Raw genomic sequence first — 15,369 nt, forward strand, 5'->3', positions numbered from 1 at the left:
CCTCTCGCGGAAACCCGGAGAGGATATCATGCCAAAATACGCATCGTGAAAGCGGTATGAACCGATCCCAATTCTTTGCACGACAAAAAACATGCAAATTTCAGAAATTGATGCAAGGTATAAAAGGGCATACTCATCCTATTCTCCAAGTTTCCGTTTTTTCATATTTAAAAAAACGATGGAAAATAAGATTACTGCTTCATGTCCCCTATACCTATTCCTTTCACTGTATTTACCGATTAGTATATAAACGAAGGTAAACTTTGTCAACAGTTATGCAGCCCTTTTTCAGCCAATCCCGAAAACTGTTGCGTTCGCCTTAGTTGAGAATTTTATTTCGAAGTCTGAAATTTAAAATTTAATGCAAAAGTGTGAAAATTGTCCGATATTAATCTCGTAACCTATAAAAAGGAGTTTTGGCGAATGAAAAAAATATTGGACTGGTTCAAGCATCCATCTCTTTCCAAAAGATTAGCGGTCTCATTTTTATTGATTTTAACGCTCCCTGTTTTAATCCTTTCAGGTGTTTCCTATTATACGGCAGGCGGGTCGATTGAAGATGAAATCATGAGAAGCGCAAGAAACAGCGTCGATCAATTAAATGAAATGATCGATCAAAACATTGAGAAAAAAGCGGATGCTGTTACATATTTCAGTGAAGAGATCAAAGAAAAAACATACAAGGAAAAAGGCCAGACTTCGTTAAGACAACAGTTTGAACAATACGCCAGACAAAATAAAGATGTAGAAGCCGTGTTCACAGGCTCTGCAGACGGTGTCTACGTGCAGCATCCTTATACGAAAATGCCTGACGGCGGAAAGACCTTGGTTTAAAGAATCGGTTGAGAATGTCGCCTCATCATCAGAGCAGCTGACTGCAAGCGCGGAACAGACGAGCCAGGCGACAGAACATATTACTTCTGCGATCGAACAGTTCTCTAACGGGGCCGAAAGCCAGAATGAAAAAGTCGAAACCAGCTCGCAGCAGCTCAGTCAAATGAATGATCATCTGAGCGAAAAGACCGAAGTGTCAGAATCGATTACTGAATCATCGATCAAATCGACAGAAATCGCCGAAACCGGCGGAGAACTCGTTCAGAAAACGGTCGGCCAGATGAACTCCATCGATCGATCTGTCAAACAAGCTGAGAGCGTCGTCAAAGGTCTCGAAGGCAAATCGAAAGATATCACATCAATTCTCAGGTTCATTAACGGAATTGCCGATCAAACGAATCTATTGGCATTGAACGCTGCGATTGAAGCGGCCCGCGCCGGCGAGTCAGGCAGAGGCTTTTCCGTCGTCGCCGAAGAAGTTCGAAAGCTTGCTGCCCAATCAGCGGATTCGGCAAAAGAAATCGAAGCGCTGATTCAGGAAATCGTCAAAGAAATCGAACATTCTCTCAACATGTTTCAATCGGTCAACGATGAAGTCCAATTCGGACTCAAAATAACCGAGAAAACAGAAACGAGCTTTCACGAAATCAGCGGCATGACGAATGAGATCGCCGGCAAGCTGCAAACGCTCAATGCGGCAGTCGAACAATTGTCGAAAGGCTCGCAGGAAGTCTCCGGTGCCGTTCAGGAAATCGCCGATGTTTCAAGGGAAAGCACAGCCGGAATACAAGATATTGCAGCATCAGCGGAAGAACAGCTGGCTTCAATGGAAGAAATCAGCACGTCCTCTGCCACACTTGAACAGATGGCGGAAGATCTGCGAGAATTGACGAAAAAATTCAAGGTGAAATAAGAAAGAGGCTCCCTCCTGTTTGGAGGGAGCCTCTCTTTTATGTATCAGCTGATCTTCGTTCCATTGGGCGCTTCCTGATCAGGCGCCAGCAAAATAACGTCGCCTTTTTCCGGCACGCCGGCAAGAACGAGAACTTCAGATTTAAACCCGGCAATCCGCCGCGGCGGAAAATTGACGACTGCTGTCACCTGCCGCCCTACAAGCTTTTCAGGTGTATAACGCTTTGTGATTTGAGCGCTCGAACGCTTGACGCCAATCTCTTCTCCGAAATCGATCTCAAGCTTAATAGCCGGCACTTTCGCTTCCGGAAACTCTTCCGCTTTTATAACTGTCCCAACCCGAATATCAAGCTTTAAAAAATCTTCGATTGTTGCCATGAATTCAGCTCCTTTGGCCGCTTTCTAGAGGGTGATATTGACATGACTAGAATATCATGTATTTTGATTCGTTGAAACCCTGGACTTCCGTTGCCACTTCCAGAAGCGAATAGGAAACAGGCCTCTTTTGCCGCCGTTTTAGGACAGCCAACTTTACGGGAACCCCCTTTCATTCATAGATTAAGAGGAAGAAAAAACTAAGAGATGAGGTGGAACTAGGATGTTCGGTTCCTATATGGTTCAAATGGTAAGGTCCAACGCCCATAAACTGGACCGGCCGCTGAGAGAAAGCGTGCTGAAACTCTATAAACCTTTTAAATGGACACCTTGCTTTTTACACGGATTTTTCGAAAAAATATTAATGAAGAACAAAAAAATACCGGTCATTATTGAATTTGAAAAAGACAGCCACCATAAAGGCTATCAATTAGTCAATGAAATGATCGGCAGTAATAGAAGAAACAAAATCAAGCATCGCTTCTCCAACATTAGCTGCTGCAGCGCGGAAGTCACCCCTTCTTCTTTGCAATCGCTTCTATCTCAATGCGGTGACATTCGCAAAATTTATTTAAATCGCAAAGTGAAAGCGCTCCTTGACGTAGCGGTTGAATCAAGCCGTGCCAAAGAGGTGATCAGAAACAACCAGACACTGACAGGCAAAGGTGTCACAATCGCTGTCATTGATACGGGCATATACCCTCACAAAGATCTTGAAGGCAGGATCAGGGCTTTTCAAGACTTTGTCAACCAAAGGACAGAACCGTATGATGACAATGGCCATGGCACACACTGCGCCGGCGATGCATGCGGAAACGGAGCGGCCTCATCGGGTCAGTACCGCGGACCTGCTCCTGAAGCGGAACTTGTCGGTGTAAAAGTATTGGACAAAATGGGATCCGGCACGCTGGAAACCGTCATTCAAGGGATCGATTGGTGCATTCAATTCAATGAGGAAAATCCTGATGATCCGATCGACATTCTTTCAATGTCATTGGGGGCAGATGCGTTACGCTACGAGAATGAGGAAGAAGATCCGGTCGTTAAAGCTGTTCATGCAGCATGGGACGCAGGCATTGTTGTATGTGCTGCAGCCGGAAATTCCGGCCCTGATGCGCAAACGATTGCAAGCCCCGGCGTCAGCAGCAAGATTATTACAGTCGGAGCTTTGGATGACCGGGATACAGTCAGCCGGGAAGATGATGATGTTGCCTCTTATTCAAGCAGAGGGCCGACGATCTACGGTCAAGTTAAACCGGACTTGCTGGGACCGGGCACAAATATTACATCGCTTCGTTCACCCGGATCTTTCCTCGATAAGATGCAAAAAGCAAACAGAGTCGGCACGGATTATATGATATTATCGGGAACCTCGATGGCCACGCCGATCTGCGCAGGCATTGCAGCACTTATTCTTCAGCAAGCCCCGGGGACAGAACCTGATGAAATCAAACAACTGTTAATAGACGGAACCGATTTATGGAAAGATCGCGATTCAAATGTTTACGGTGCGGGATACATCAATGCAGAACAATCGGTTCCGCAAGATTAAAGACCGTTCGCCCGTTTTGGCATAAAGCGGGCGAATCTTACATAATACATTTAAACTGCAGACCTTCTTTTTTCAAGTATGAGCGGTATCGTCAAATACATGGCATACGCGAAGACCATCCAAACCGCAAATCCAATCACCTGGCCCTTTGAAAGCGCCGGGAAGATCAATGAATGATGCCATAAAGAAAAAGTGTCGAGAAATAAACCGACTGCCGACCCTACAATGCCAAGCTTAACCGCCGCAAACCTCGATTTGTCAACTCGCCGGTAAGCGAGGATCACGGCATATAGCAGGGCAAAAGTTCCGGCTTCAAGAAGCAAAAAGCGGAGCATAAAAGCACCTTGGCTGGGTTCGGCAAGAACCGCACTGCCGAACAGCATAAAAAACACGGTGGCGCCAAGCCAGACAACGAACGAAAAAACAAGAGTCAAACCGAGTTTTTCAGTCAACATCTCCATCTCCCTTTACTCCCCTCCATGCTGTTTTACAGCGGTTTCCGTCAGCATCTGCAGCACCGCCTCTAATTCCCCGTAGACTTTTTCAGAGGCAAATTCCGGAGACATCAGCGACTGAAGCGCAAGACCGTCGATTAGTGCGTTTAAAAGAACGCCCCACGTGCTGAAAGAAACCCCGTCAACAGGAGAACGCTTCCACATCTCGGAAAGCTGTTCTGCCAACACCGCATTTTCCTCTTCGAGAAGTTCTCCAAGCTGTTCGTTTATCTTTTCATTTCGAAAACCTAAAACGGCCAATTCTAAAAAAAGCTGATGGTAATACGCATCTTTCCGTGTTCTTGATTTCGCCGATAACAATCCGTCTTTTATCTTTTCGGCAGCGGGTTTATCATTTGCCTTCAACCTTTCCCACGACGCGCGGCAAAGGTCGCGGACCACTTCAAACACAAGCTGCTCTTTTGTCCGGAAATGATAGTAAACCGTTCCCTGTGTCACCTTTGCTTCTTCAGCAACCGCCTTTAACGTCAATTTGTCCAGACCATGTCCGGCAATGCGGCGCTTAGCCGCCTCAATTAACGTTTCTTTTGATGTCACATTCGGCCTTGCCATTCACTTCACCTCTTAGTTATCTGGATAACTAACTTATTAGCTTAACTATAATCTGGAAGTGTTTTCTTGTCAATCGGTTTTATCTTCTTTTTTTCAAGTTAACATAATATTATTATTGTTTATTACCTGTTTCTGCCATATGCGCCATGCCTTGAAGAAATTTCAAAATAGCTCCCTGTTCTGCTGCAGAAAACGAATCGAGAAACCTCTGAAACTGTTCCGCTTTTTGCTGATGGAGCTTTTCATGAAGTTCATACACTTGTTTTCCGCTGGGCGTCAGCCTGAAGTAGATCTCTTTTTTATTGTCCGTCAATTGAAACCGTTTAATGAGGCCTTCTTTCAGCAGCTTTGAACTGATTTTTGTAATATTTGCTTTTGATAAATTCATTTTTTTGGCGATGCCTGTGTTGTTAATCGGTTCATCATGACCGATACAGCTGATGACATGGATCGTCGTCATATTCCCCGGGAGCCGTTTAACATCAGATTCTGCCGCCTGCTTTAAAAATGCCTTGAGATCAGTATCCGCTTTTTGTTCGTTCAGGTGCAGGAGTTTAACATACATATCATAGATCAGCTGTTTTGTCAGTTCAGACATAGTCAATCGACAGTCCCTTCTTTTTATTTTCCGGTTAACAAAATATTTTAATTGTATGTTCTAGGATTTGTCAATGTTATGATAAGATAACGAATGTGTTTTGTTTATCATGAAATAACATCAAAAAGGAGAATCGCTGATGAATATTGAAGGAATAGAGATGGAAGTTCGCTGCACAGGCGATGTATTTTCAGGTGCCCTTGAATTTTTGAGACGCCATAACCACGAAAAAACGGCCGAACATTCGATAAGGGTGAAAAAAGCGGCTGAAGAATTGGCAAAGCGTTTTCATGTTCCTGCACAAAAAGCGGGAATAGCCGGAATTTTGCATGACATCAGCGGTGTCATCCCTAATGCAAAAAGAATTGCAGCTGCTGAGGCGCTCGGTATTGATATTCTGCCCGAAGAACGGATATTTCCGATGATTATCCATCAAAAACTGTCGAAAGTGATGGCGCGGGACCTGTTTCAGGTGGCGGATCAAGATATTTTAGATGCAATAGAATGCCATACAACGCTTAAAAAAAATCCCTCCCAGCTCGACCTTGTCCTGTTTTCAGCGGACAAAATCGAATGGGATCAGACGGGGACTCCGCCTTACATCAAGGAGCTTCATGAAGCGCTTGAAATTTCTCTGGAGCACGGGGCGTTTGTTTATATTCAGTATTTGTGGAAACAAAAAGATAAACTGAAAGTTGTCCATCCCTGGCTAAAAGACGCCTATTATCACCTAAAAGCAATAATCGAAGCATCCCCCCAGGCAAAATGAACTGCGGCTTAGGGTGGGTGACCGCCTTAAGCCGCCATCTTGCCTGACAACACCGTTAGTTGACGCCTTTTGAAGGGTCCCACGATTTCTGCTGTTTTCGGATGGTGACGATTTGTCCCAGATGGTAAGCGTTATGAAGAATGAGAAGGGACAAAATCTCCGCCCAGGTGGAATGCGGATCATGCTGGGCCGGCTCGTTCAGCATCTCCTCTTCGCATGCCGAAAGCGCATCGATCCATTCGTCATAGATCGTATTCAGTTCCTGCCGGCTTTCTTCCCAGCCCAGTCCGCTTTTGTTTACAAACGTATCATCGATCGTATAATCAAAAGCCGGAACGGGAATTCCTTTAAACCGCTTTAAATAGCGCTCGTTGTAAAAAATCAAATGGTTGGCAATTTCTAAAATCGAATTTTCCGAACCTTCCCCTTTTTGCCTTGCCTGGCTTTCCGTGAGATCAGCGGAAGCCGTTTGAAAACAAACAAACCAAGTCGTTTCGTTATAGCATGCTTTAAACTGTTCAAGCAAAACGTTTTTTAGCATAAATACCCTCCAGTTCGATTCGATTTTTGCCTAGCTTTCATTTGCTATTTTCGCCCTATTGACGGCAGAATCCTTTTTTTCAATATGATATTGAATGTCGAGAAACCGTATGCCGAACAGCCACATGCGGTGATGGGCGCAGAGCCTCTTTCGTCCCTGCTCTTTGATGATAAAGCGTTCGACAAGCGGCAGTTTAAACGTACCTGTTCCGGTCGAAAGGAAAATCCCTTCATCCCCCCGGTCAGATCGTTTGTCACTGCTCGTCAAAATCAGGCAGCCGTCTTCTGCTTTCGGCTTTAAAATGCCTGTCATATTGGAAAACGGCAATGGCAGCGCAATATTCATATATGTGATGTGATTATGGGTATGAGCAGAATAAAGCGCCACGAACACAGTCTCGCCTTCCTCGTTCGTTCTGACCCAGGCGCGCACATTCTTCCTGCCGTCTTTGGCTGAATCAACACCGATAATCTCGCCCTCCATCGTTTGCCGCCCGGTCTTTGTCCCCAAATGAATTTGCCCTGTCATTTTTGAAATCAGCCGGTATATGTGTGCAAGCGGCTTAAACCATGGACGCCAGGCGATCTCCGCTGTTAACGAATAATCGGCAGTATGCTCGTAGAAATCGAGAATAAGAGGAGAAACGGTCTCAAGCTGAAATCCGTTTCTCTGAAATGCGCTCATATCATCGGTAAGACCTTGGTAAGACGAATCGCTTTGTAATCGGTGCCGGTGTAAAAAATCGGCTCCGATTCTCCATGTACCGTAAATGTTGCTCATCGTTTCGCCTTGCCTCCTTTCACAGTCCGGCTCAGGAGATTCAAGACGCCAGCCGGTCAGCGCTGGAATAATGACGCCTAAAGCGTTGACAAGTCCGTGAATCCAAATCATTTCCTGAACTGTAAAAGTCGGCCGGCCGCGAAAAACGCCGTAAGAGTAAATGAGTGAAAAAGCAATAGTGATCATCAATGTTAAAGACGAAAAGATAACAAAGCGGCGAGCCGAGCTATTTTTGAAGGCCGCGATCGAGACGAGAAAGCCGCTGCCGTATATGGCCGCCAAATACAGCGCAACGGCGAAGACATCAATGGTTTTCGAAAACGATATGCCGACCGCAATGAAAAGCGGAGACAGCATGATGAGCCATGTCACCGCCGCATAAAGAAGGCCTTTCTTTTTCAGCTTCCTTCCGAGCAATCCATTAAAAATCGGAATGAGAAAGGCAGAATAATGAAAATGCACCGCTGTCAGCAGCACGATCAGCGGGCTGAAATCCATGACCTGGAGATTCAGCGTATAAGCAAAAAGCCAAACCCCTCCGAAAGGAAGGTAAAGCAGGCCGCTGTCAATCGATGCCTCGTCAAGGCCCTTTCCTCCTCTTTCCCAGAGGCGAAGGACGCCGTAAAAGGCGATCATCCCCGTATAGCACAGCCAAACCGATGAAAAAAGCGGGGAATGGAACAACAGGGATAACGAAGCCGCACATGCCGCATAAGGAAAACACGCGCTGATCAGCCGAAACATTCCGTTTTCATGCTGAATGAGATCGAGCGCGGCCGGAACAAAAAACAGCATCGATAATAAAAGCAGCGCCTCTGCTGCCGGGATGTCCGGCGCTTTTCCGGCGAAAAAAACCGCAAAGCAAAGAACGCTTACAAAAAAGCGGCGGACTTTCATGCCGTCTCCCCCTCCCTGTTAAACGTTCCTCTGTAGGCAAACAGCGTCCCGAACAGCGGGTTTTTCACATGAACATCAATCGTAAAACAGCCTTTTTCTTCGTCATACGATTCATTCACGCTGGAAATACCGTATAAACACTTTGGGAGGGGCAGCTTTTTACTGAATAAAGGCAGCCATTGTCTGACAGAAGTAATCGACAACGATCCGTCGGCTTCCGCCTTAAACCGCAGGCTTGAGATTAAGATTGGCGGATGTCCGAAATAGTCGATGATTTCAACACGGCTTTCATCATAAATCATGACAGCATCAAAATACCTTTGTTTGTCACGAAAAAAGAAAGTTCTGTTCCAAACGGCTGCCGGTGTATCATTTTTCGTCAGTCGAATATGATTTTCAATCGTGAACGGAACGTTCCTCCCTCTTTCGGGAAAAAAACAGCGGAAGACCGTTCCCGCTTTAAACAACAGCCTGATCAAGTACGAACCGCCGGATATTTCCGTCATGACTCCTTTTCCTCTGAACGCGCTTTCTTGAGTGAGGTGATACCGTTCCTTGAGTTTTGGGTGAAGAAGGTGAAAGTCCTCGATCACCCGTTCATACATCGAAACCAAATCAACGCCTCTTTCTGATCGTATTACCCGCGTTTGGAATGCCGCAAGCGTTCACATAGCCGACAACGGACAAGATGATAAGCGCTGCATTCAGCACGACCGGGTTAAAAGGTTGGACAAAAGATGCGAAATCAGCCATTCCCGCAGATGCCGAAAGCAGCACAAGCAGGGCGATATGCAGAAGGAACCACTTCCTTTTCCGACCTGGATAAAGCCATAACAGACCGACCATCACCTCGGCCAAACCGATAAGCTTCAGGAGCATTTCGGGATGAAAACGGCCGCCCGTGAAAGCCGAAAGCATGCTGATTTCCTCAGGATGAGCCATGATGAGCTTTGGAACAAGCCCTTGGTAAATCCAGACGAAAGAAAACAGCAGACAAACGAGCCAATAGATCAATGTTTTTTGAAAAAGCAGCCTTGGATGAAGTCCTTTTTCAAGCCAAATCTTCAGCGCAGCAAAGCTCCAGGCCGTCGCCCAGCCGATGAGCGGCCTGAATGCCATATCTGCAAGCCGGCCCAGCCTCCCGTAACGGGTGTCATAATCGTATTGTGTCATAAACGTGATCCCGGTTTCGCTCTCGCTGTATTTCCAGTATCCTCTGCCTTCGCGAATGACAGAAAGCGGGTGGTTTGTAGCGAACTTGAGTGACGAGACTCTGTCTCCCGTGTCTTGATATACGTTTCCGACAGACTCTCCTGTACCGGAAATTTTCAAGCCGAAGCCGATTCTTGTTTCGTATAAAAACCTTTGCGGTTCACCCGGTCTGCGCTTTAAATAGGTAATGTCCGTAAATCGCAAGTCCCATTGCCGATGGAGGGCAGGATCTTGGGTATAGCGCCATAGCCGCTCCATATCTGTCTGGATAGATATTTCTACGTAAATCGGAGTTTTTTTCATTGCGCACGCCCTTTTGTGAATATATTCACAATAACAGCATAACATGGAACCCATCATGTGTGAACCAATTTTTGCATATCCAGTCTCTCTTTGCATAAAAAAATCCTCGGCTGTTAGGCCAAGGCAATTAGTGGCTGGTTAAGCCTTCTCATACCTATGACTCAAAAAATGGAAGAGCCATACGACAATCATACTAAATTTTCGAAAAAATGTAAACAATTAAGGGGAAATTCCCTTGTTTATTCGGTCTGATAGACAGCAATGCCTTTTAGGAAGGCACGGATTGTCAGATCAAAACTTTCTTCCACATCATAAGGAAGTCCGAACGCATCGTGTTGCCTGAGTGTTGCAAATCCATGCATGATGCTTCTCAAGCCTCTGACCGCATGGATCGCGAAGTCATCGTCTAAATGATAGTCTTTCAGAACGGAAAGCACCAAGTCGATGATTCTGTCTCCTGCTTCGTCGAGCCGTTCATCTTCATCAGGCATTGCAATAAAAGTGGCTTCATAAAGCCCCGGTCTGTTTTTGGCAAAAGCGACATATGCGTGAGCCATTCTGCTGACAGCCTGATCCTCTTCGGCTCCCTCGACAGCAGAAGCCATGTTTTCATAAAGTATCGTCAAGCCGTAAAGTGCGAGTTCTTTTCGTAAGTCGTTCAATCCTTTTATATGATTGTAAAGAGACGGAGATTTGACATTCAGCCTTTTGGAAAGTGAAGCAAGCGTCACTTCATGAATGCCTTCCTCATCAGCCAGAAATGCGGCAGCTTCCAATACTGCATCTTTATTCAAACCGATTCGCGGAGACACGATTTCTTCATCCTTTCCTGTTCAATTTGATATATGCTTCGTTTACCGCTTTTTTCATCGCTTGAGCCGGATTATGGACAAGATCGCCGTGGCCGGCAGCAAGCGCCTTCGGTTTTAAATCTAACAGCTTTTGCGCGCTTTCTAAAGCAATTTCTTTGTCCCACGTGGCCAAAGCCGGAAAAGGGAATGAGAGCTTTAAATGCCCCGATACCGTCATGCCGCTTCGCGTATGGTACGCGTCACCGGCTATGAGAAGGCCGCTTCTTTCATCAAAAAACGAAATGCTGCCAGGCGTATGCCCGGGTGATGAAACGGTCAGCAATGAACCGATCTTGTCTCCTTCCTTTAAAAGGATATCAGGATTTGTTTTGATGTTTTTCGGAACGCCTCCTTTGATTGTTCCGCGCTCCCCTTCCAGCATCTCTGTATCACCTTTTAACAGACGTGCATCCCGTTCAGATATGGACACTTTCACACCGGGAAGGCTGTGGCACAGCTCGTCAAGCGAACCGACATGGTCGCTGTGGGCATGAGTCAGCAAAATCCGTTTAATCGGCTTGCGGAGATGATCCGCAGCCTTTAAAATCCCTGTTTTGCTGATCGGAATCCCTGTATCAATTAATGTAAGGCCGTCTTCTTCATCCGCTAAATAACAGTTGACAGGAAATATGCGCGGAAAAAAAGTCAGCTGGTAGACCGATTCAAATCGGGTAATCCTCATTGCTTTCACCTCTTCGATCAAAATAAAAAACTAATACCGTTAGTTTTCATTTTAAAACTAACGGCATTAGTTTTGCAAGCATTATTTTTTTCGATCGACAGCAACATAGATGGTAACTTGGGCGCTTTCGGGATTCTCTGCTTGTTCATCATAAACTTCAAAATCGCCGGTATAAGTACGGAGATTTTTTTCATCCCATGTCCAAATCTCCTGCCAAGTCTCAAGCACGACCTCCGCGATACTCCCCCGCTTTGAAACAAAAACGGCATATTCGGATGCAGGGAGCGAAATGTGATTGGCCGCTTTTTCTTGCTGATCAACGAACGTTCCGATTGAAAATGTATATGTCCCGTGTTCGTCCGTCTCATAATCTGAATAAAGGGCGATCGTGTCTCTCCTTATGTCCTGGCGTTCAGTATGCAGAAATTTTTCACGGTATAAACTCCACATGGAAGGAATTTTACCTTTTTCAGATGCTTCATCGCGGTTGCTTGTCACGGTCGATATCCCGCTGAATAACTGTGCCTTCTGTTTTTCGAAATGAGAAAAGCTCATCTTCTTTGCCCGCCTTTCGTTTGCGTATCCGCCGCCCACCGTTTTAAATGAGGGAGCGTCCGCTCCAAGAGCGCTCTCGCTTCTGCTTCTGTTTCCTCTTCTTTTATATAAGGAACACAGATTTCGATCATATCTTTCAATGTCGCATCCGGATGTGTATATGCTCCGTTTTCATAGCAGTACACACAGTAGTCGCGATTCTTCCCCCCGTCTTTTTCTGTGCCGAAAAGTTCGCTTGTCATCGGCATGCCGCAGCTTTGGCAAACATGATGTTCCATGTTTCATTCCTCCTTTTTCTTCATCATACAAAAAGAAACCTGACAGCATCGTGTCAGGTTTCGTATAAATGTACAATTTGATTAGCCAAGTTTTTTATTTTTTGACGGATGCGGGGAGGTGCGAGAACTTCGATATGTGTTCCAAATTGGAGCAGAAATCCGTACAGCCATTGATCTTCCGGATAAGAAACGGTTGCCACGCATTGTCCGTTTTCATAAGTGAGCGCTTCTGAGCCAAACCATTCTCTCGCCAAAGGCTCTCCCGACGGCTTAATGAGAAGGGTCAACTCGGTCAGATTGTCCGGTTTGTACCATGATGTTTCCCAAGGAAGTGAAGACAGATCGACTACCTTTCTTTCAAACTTTTCTTCAAGCATCCGCACGTCTTTCATACGCAGCAGTTTAAAGAAGCGAAACGCCTGTCTCTTCAGGCAGAACGCATATAAATACCAGTGCCTTCCCTTTAGGACGAGGGTATGCGGCTCCACTTTCCTTGTTCCGGTTTGCCCCTCTCTGTTCACATATGTAAAGGAGACCGCCCGCGTGCTGTCTGCCGCCTCATCTAACAAGCGGATCTTTTCTTTGATGACAGGACTTTCACCCCAGGAAGAGATGTCAACAAACCATTTTTCCGTTTTCTTGCGGAATTCCGGCATTTCTTCTTCGGAAACGAGAAACCGGATTTTTTCAAGGGCAGAACCGTGATGGAGCACTTCATACGTCGAAGAAACGCTTTCCAAAGCCGTCGTAATGGCAGCCAGTTCGTCTGCAGAAAGCAGTTTATTTTCGAGCCGGAACCGGTCCATGATGCTGATCCCGCCTCCCGCTCCCTGTGAGGTGACAATCGGAATGCCCGCCTGGTTGATCGCCTCGATATCCCGGTAAATCGTTCTGACAGAGACCTCGAACATGCCGGCAAGCTCCTTTGCCTGCACCTGGCGTTTATTAATCAATAAAATCACGATGGCCAATAGCCGGTCAATTTTCACCGCAGATCCCTCACATTCATCTTACGCTGCCTATTTTCATTCTAACGCACACACCATTTGGAATATCATGACAAAAAAGGGGATCTGATCACCCAATTATTTAGAAAATCACTTTTCCTGTTACGATTTATACAGTTTGGACATATACTCCTTAAAAAAAGGAGGTTTTAAAAACATCATATTTTATTTTTTACAGTTTTTCGCGATTGTGTCCATCGTCTATATCAAGTTCAAACGCTCAGTCGGCTATCAGCCTTTAAAGCCGGCACGCATGTTGTTCCGGATCATCCTCTTTTCGGGAATTTTCGTTTTTCTGCTGACGATGAGCGCACTTCACCCTTTATCATACTTTTATGATCTGATTGGGATCGCGCTCGGGCTCATCTTGACCGTCTATGCGCTGAAGCATGTGTCAATCGAAAATCGGGACGGCATCCTTTATTTCAAAACGCATTTATGGATTGAATTGATCGTACTTTTGTTATTTTTATACCGGTTTCTTTACCGGATCGCCGAGATCAGCCAGCTCCAGTCTGCGGTTTCAAACGGGGGTTCAGCAGCGTACGGCGCCCTTTTTGCGCAGGACCCTGCGACGATGATCGGTTTTTTTGTACTGGCCGTTTATTATGTCGGTTTCTCTTTTTTTGTTTTAAAAAAAGGGAGAATCGAAGAAAAACGCTCAGCGTAAAAGGCAAACTCGGGATGTGGAGTTTGCCTTTTCATAAGCTTTAGTCATGCTGTGTATGATCGATCATCTGCTGAAGTACATCTAGGACATGCTGGTCTTCCGGGGAATAAAAAATGGAAGTCCCTGCCCTTCTTGATTTGACGAGACGAAGGTTTTTTAAAAACCTGAGCTGGTGAGAAACGGTTGACTGCAGCAAACTCAGCTTCTCCGCTATTTCATTGACCGAATGTTCGCCTTGTGAGAGCAGGTGAAGAATTTTGATTCTCGTAGGGTCTGAGAGCGCTTTAAACGTTTGTGAAACGAGAAATAAAGTTTCTTCATCTAACTCGGCCTGCACCTGTTTTTCTGTTGTTTCCTGATTGTGCTCACTCATGCTTTTCACCTTTTCCGCGCAACTTTTACCTTCATATCATATACCAAAACATACCGGTTGAAAAGTTTTATAGCCAGGGAACAGATCAAGTCGAAAACAGCGTCCCCTGAAGCGCTTCTGCATACCTTGCTGCTGACAGCTGTACACGTTCTCCGGCGTGATTTTCCACTGAGCGGCGAAAAGCGCCATACAGCCGGTTGAATGGAACATTTTTTATTTGATCAGCCATTTGCTGCACTTTGCCGGCGGGAAGAGGAATCAAATTTGGATAGCTGTACATAAAACTCACCCATCTGCGATCTTGAACGACTTGGATAATGTCTCCTGAGAGGAGGATTCCCTTGCCTCCGTTTCCGTTTGCCCAATGGCAGACCGCTCCCCCTTTAAAATGGCCGCCAAGCCGGTGCAAGATCAATCCGCTTGACAGCTTGAGGGAATCGCCGGACCAAAACACAATCCGGCTGCTCGGCCGTTGCACCCATTGTTTGTCATCTTCATGAATATAGATCGGAGCATCAAACATTTCAGCCCATTCCGTTTGTGCAGCATAATAATGCGGATGTGATAAAGCGATCGCCTGGACTCCGCCCATCCGCTCGATGTTCTCAAACGTCCGCTGATCCAGGTATGTGATACAATCCCACAGCAAGTTAAAACCGGGCTCCTGAATCAGGTATGCCGATTGACCGATGCCGAATTCGGGCGTTGTCGTTAAACTGTATAGGCGCTCTTCTTCCAATGTGATCTCGTTTTGAAACCTTCCGCTTTGCTTCATTTCTTCCAGTGTTGTCCAAGCTTGCCCTGAATGATTGACATACTGCCTTTCTTCATTGCAAATAATGCATTCCGCCGGCTCTTTCGGAGCAGCGTCATATTGAACACCGCACGTCGTGCAAATATAGTTAGTCAAAATTGCTCCCTCCCCTTTCAAACTATATTTTACCACCTTCTTCACATATACATGATTTTTTCGCTACTATATGCAGTCTATTATTCATGATATCCAGGCTGATCTGTCCGCATCATCCTGAAACGTAATAATAACCACCCGTGCTAACGGGTGGTTTTCTCTGCGGCTGAAAGCCTTTGTTACTGACCAAACCCTAAAGGGTT

Annotated in this window: 18 protein-coding genes and 1 pseudogene; 4 read left to right on the forward strand and 15 right to left on the reverse strand. The window is 45.8% G+C overall.

The features are described 5' to 3' along the window. Window positions 1-423: 423 nt before the first annotated feature. Window positions 424-1,747 (forward strand): annotated as a pseudogene (locus QMZ64_RS11840) (HAMP domain-containing methyl-accepting chemotaxis protein). Between the two features lie 44 nt (window positions 1,748-1,791). On the opposite strand, the gene csaA reads toward QMZ64_RS11840, so the two are convergent. Further along, a complete protein-coding gene (gene csaA, locus QMZ64_RS11845) occupies window positions 1,792-2,124 on the reverse strand; it encodes a chaperone CsaA (RefSeq protein WP_265626835.1) in 333 nt (110 codons plus the stop codon). Between the two features lie 220 nt (window positions 2,125-2,344). On the opposite strand from csaA, the gene QMZ64_RS11850 reads away from it, so the two are divergent. After that, window positions 2,345-3,673, forward strand: a complete 1,329-nt coding sequence (locus QMZ64_RS11850; protein ID WP_243940779.1) for a serine protease AprX — start codon at window positions 2,345-2,347, stop codon at window positions 3,671-3,673. 50 nt (window positions 3,674-3,723) lie between these two features. Here the strand turns inward: QMZ64_RS11850 and QMZ64_RS11855 are convergent, their stop codons facing one another. From QMZ64_RS11855 to QMZ64_RS11865, 3 genes are all read right to left on the reverse strand, one after another. After that, a complete protein-coding gene (locus QMZ64_RS11855; protein WP_265626833.1) occupies window positions 3,724-4,134 on the reverse strand; it encodes a DUF5367 family protein in 411 nt (136 codons plus the stop codon). Window positions 4,135-4,140: 6 nt separating this feature from the next. Further along, a complete protein-coding gene (locus tag QMZ64_RS11860; RefSeq protein ID WP_265626832.1) occupies window positions 4,141-4,740 on the reverse strand; it encodes a TetR/AcrR family transcriptional regulator in 600 nt (199 codons plus the stop codon). 112 nt (window positions 4,741-4,852) lie between these two features. Beyond that, a complete protein-coding gene (locus QMZ64_RS11865; RefSeq protein ID WP_265627802.1) occupies window positions 4,853-5,338 on the reverse strand; it encodes a MarR family transcriptional regulator in 486 nt (161 codons plus the stop codon). A gap of 139 nt (window positions 5,339-5,477) precedes the next feature. Between QMZ64_RS11865 and yqeK the strand changes: the two genes are divergently transcribed. Continuing rightward, entirely contained in the window at window positions 5,478-6,107 is a 630-nt protein-coding gene (yqeK, locus tag QMZ64_RS11870) for a bis(5'-nucleosyl)-tetraphosphatase (symmetrical) YqeK (RefSeq protein WP_411801690.1), read from the forward strand. A gap of 55 nt (window positions 6,108-6,162) precedes the next feature. On the opposite strand, the gene QMZ64_RS11875 is transcribed toward yqeK, so the two are convergent. The 9 genes from QMZ64_RS11875 to QMZ64_RS11915 form a co-directional block, all read right to left on the reverse strand. Continuing rightward, the gene (locus QMZ64_RS11875) at window positions 6,163-6,648 is read right to left on the reverse strand and encodes a DinB family protein (RefSeq protein WP_243940783.1); all 486 of its coding nucleotides are present in this window, start codon (window positions 6,646-6,648) and stop codon (window positions 6,163-6,165) included. A 30-nt stretch (window positions 6,649-6,678) separates the two neighbouring features. Beyond that, on the reverse strand, window positions 6,679-8,325 hold the full coding sequence (locus tag QMZ64_RS11880; protein ID WP_265626831.1) for a YndJ family protein: 1,647 nt from the start codon (window positions 8,323-8,325) through the stop codon (window positions 6,679-6,681). Further along, window positions 8,322-8,939, reverse strand: a complete 618-nt coding sequence (locus tag QMZ64_RS11885; protein WP_265626830.1) for a DUF4166 domain-containing protein — start codon at window positions 8,937-8,939, stop codon at window positions 8,322-8,324. The genes QMZ64_RS11880 and QMZ64_RS11885 overlap by 4 nt, the downstream gene beginning before the upstream one ends. Before the next feature lies 1 nt (window position 8,940). After that, entirely contained in the window at window positions 8,941-9,840 is a 900-nt protein-coding gene (locus tag QMZ64_RS11890; protein ID WP_265626829.1) for a DoxX-like family protein, read from the reverse strand. Between the two features lie 239 nt (window positions 9,841-10,079). After that, complete coding sequence (locus QMZ64_RS11895; RefSeq protein ID WP_265626828.1) at window positions 10,080-10,652, reverse strand: TetR/AcrR family transcriptional regulator; 573 nt, start codon at window positions 10,650-10,652, stop codon at window positions 10,080-10,082. A 7-nt stretch (window positions 10,653-10,659) separates the two neighbouring features. Then, the gene (locus QMZ64_RS11900) at window positions 10,660-11,373 is read right to left on the reverse strand and encodes an MBL fold metallo-hydrolase (protein ID WP_265626827.1); all 714 of its coding nucleotides are present in this window, start codon (window positions 11,371-11,373) and stop codon (window positions 10,660-10,662) included. Between the two features lie 81 nt (window positions 11,374-11,454). Beyond that, window positions 11,455-11,928 (reverse strand): GyrI-like domain-containing protein, encoded by a 474-nt coding sequence (locus QMZ64_RS11905; RefSeq protein ID WP_265626826.1) that lies wholly within the window; start codon window positions 11,926-11,928, stop codon window positions 11,455-11,457. Beyond that, window positions 11,925-12,206: a zinc ribbon domain-containing protein gene (locus QMZ64_RS11910; protein WP_265626825.1), complete on the reverse strand. Its 282-nt coding sequence runs from the start codon at window positions 12,204-12,206 to the stop codon at window positions 11,925-11,927. Before QMZ64_RS11910 ends, QMZ64_RS11905 begins: the two co-directional genes overlap by 4 nt. Before the next feature lie 53 nt (window positions 12,207-12,259). Beyond that, a complete protein-coding gene (locus QMZ64_RS11915; RefSeq protein ID WP_301441316.1) occupies window positions 12,260-13,195 on the reverse strand; it encodes a helix-turn-helix transcriptional regulator in 936 nt (311 codons plus the stop codon). 136 nt (window positions 13,196-13,331) lie between these two features. Here QMZ64_RS11915 and QMZ64_RS11920 point away from each other — a divergent pair, with 136 nt between their 5' ends. Continuing rightward, complete coding sequence (locus QMZ64_RS11920; protein WP_265626823.1) at window positions 13,332-13,883, forward strand: CcdC protein domain-containing protein; 552 nt, start codon at window positions 13,332-13,334, stop codon at window positions 13,881-13,883. Between the two features lie 40 nt (window positions 13,884-13,923). Here QMZ64_RS11920 and czrA read toward each other — a convergent pair whose 3' ends face one another. After that, a complete protein-coding gene (czrA, locus tag QMZ64_RS11925; protein WP_059230573.1) occupies window positions 13,924-14,256 on the reverse strand; it encodes a Zn(II)-responsive metalloregulatory transcriptional repressor CzrA in 333 nt (110 codons plus the stop codon). 85 nt (window positions 14,257-14,341) lie between these two features. Then, window positions 14,342-15,166, reverse strand: coding sequence for a hypothetical protein (locus QMZ64_RS11930; protein WP_265626822.1), 825 nt, complete (start codon window positions 15,164-15,166; stop codon window positions 14,342-14,344). Window positions 15,167-15,369 lie beyond the last annotated feature (203 nt).

This window comes from Bacillus sp. LB7, from assembly GCF_030449715.1.
In the GTDB taxonomy this organism is placed as follows: domain Bacteria; phylum Bacillota; class Bacilli; order Bacillales; family Bacillaceae; genus Bacillus; species Bacillus paralicheniformis.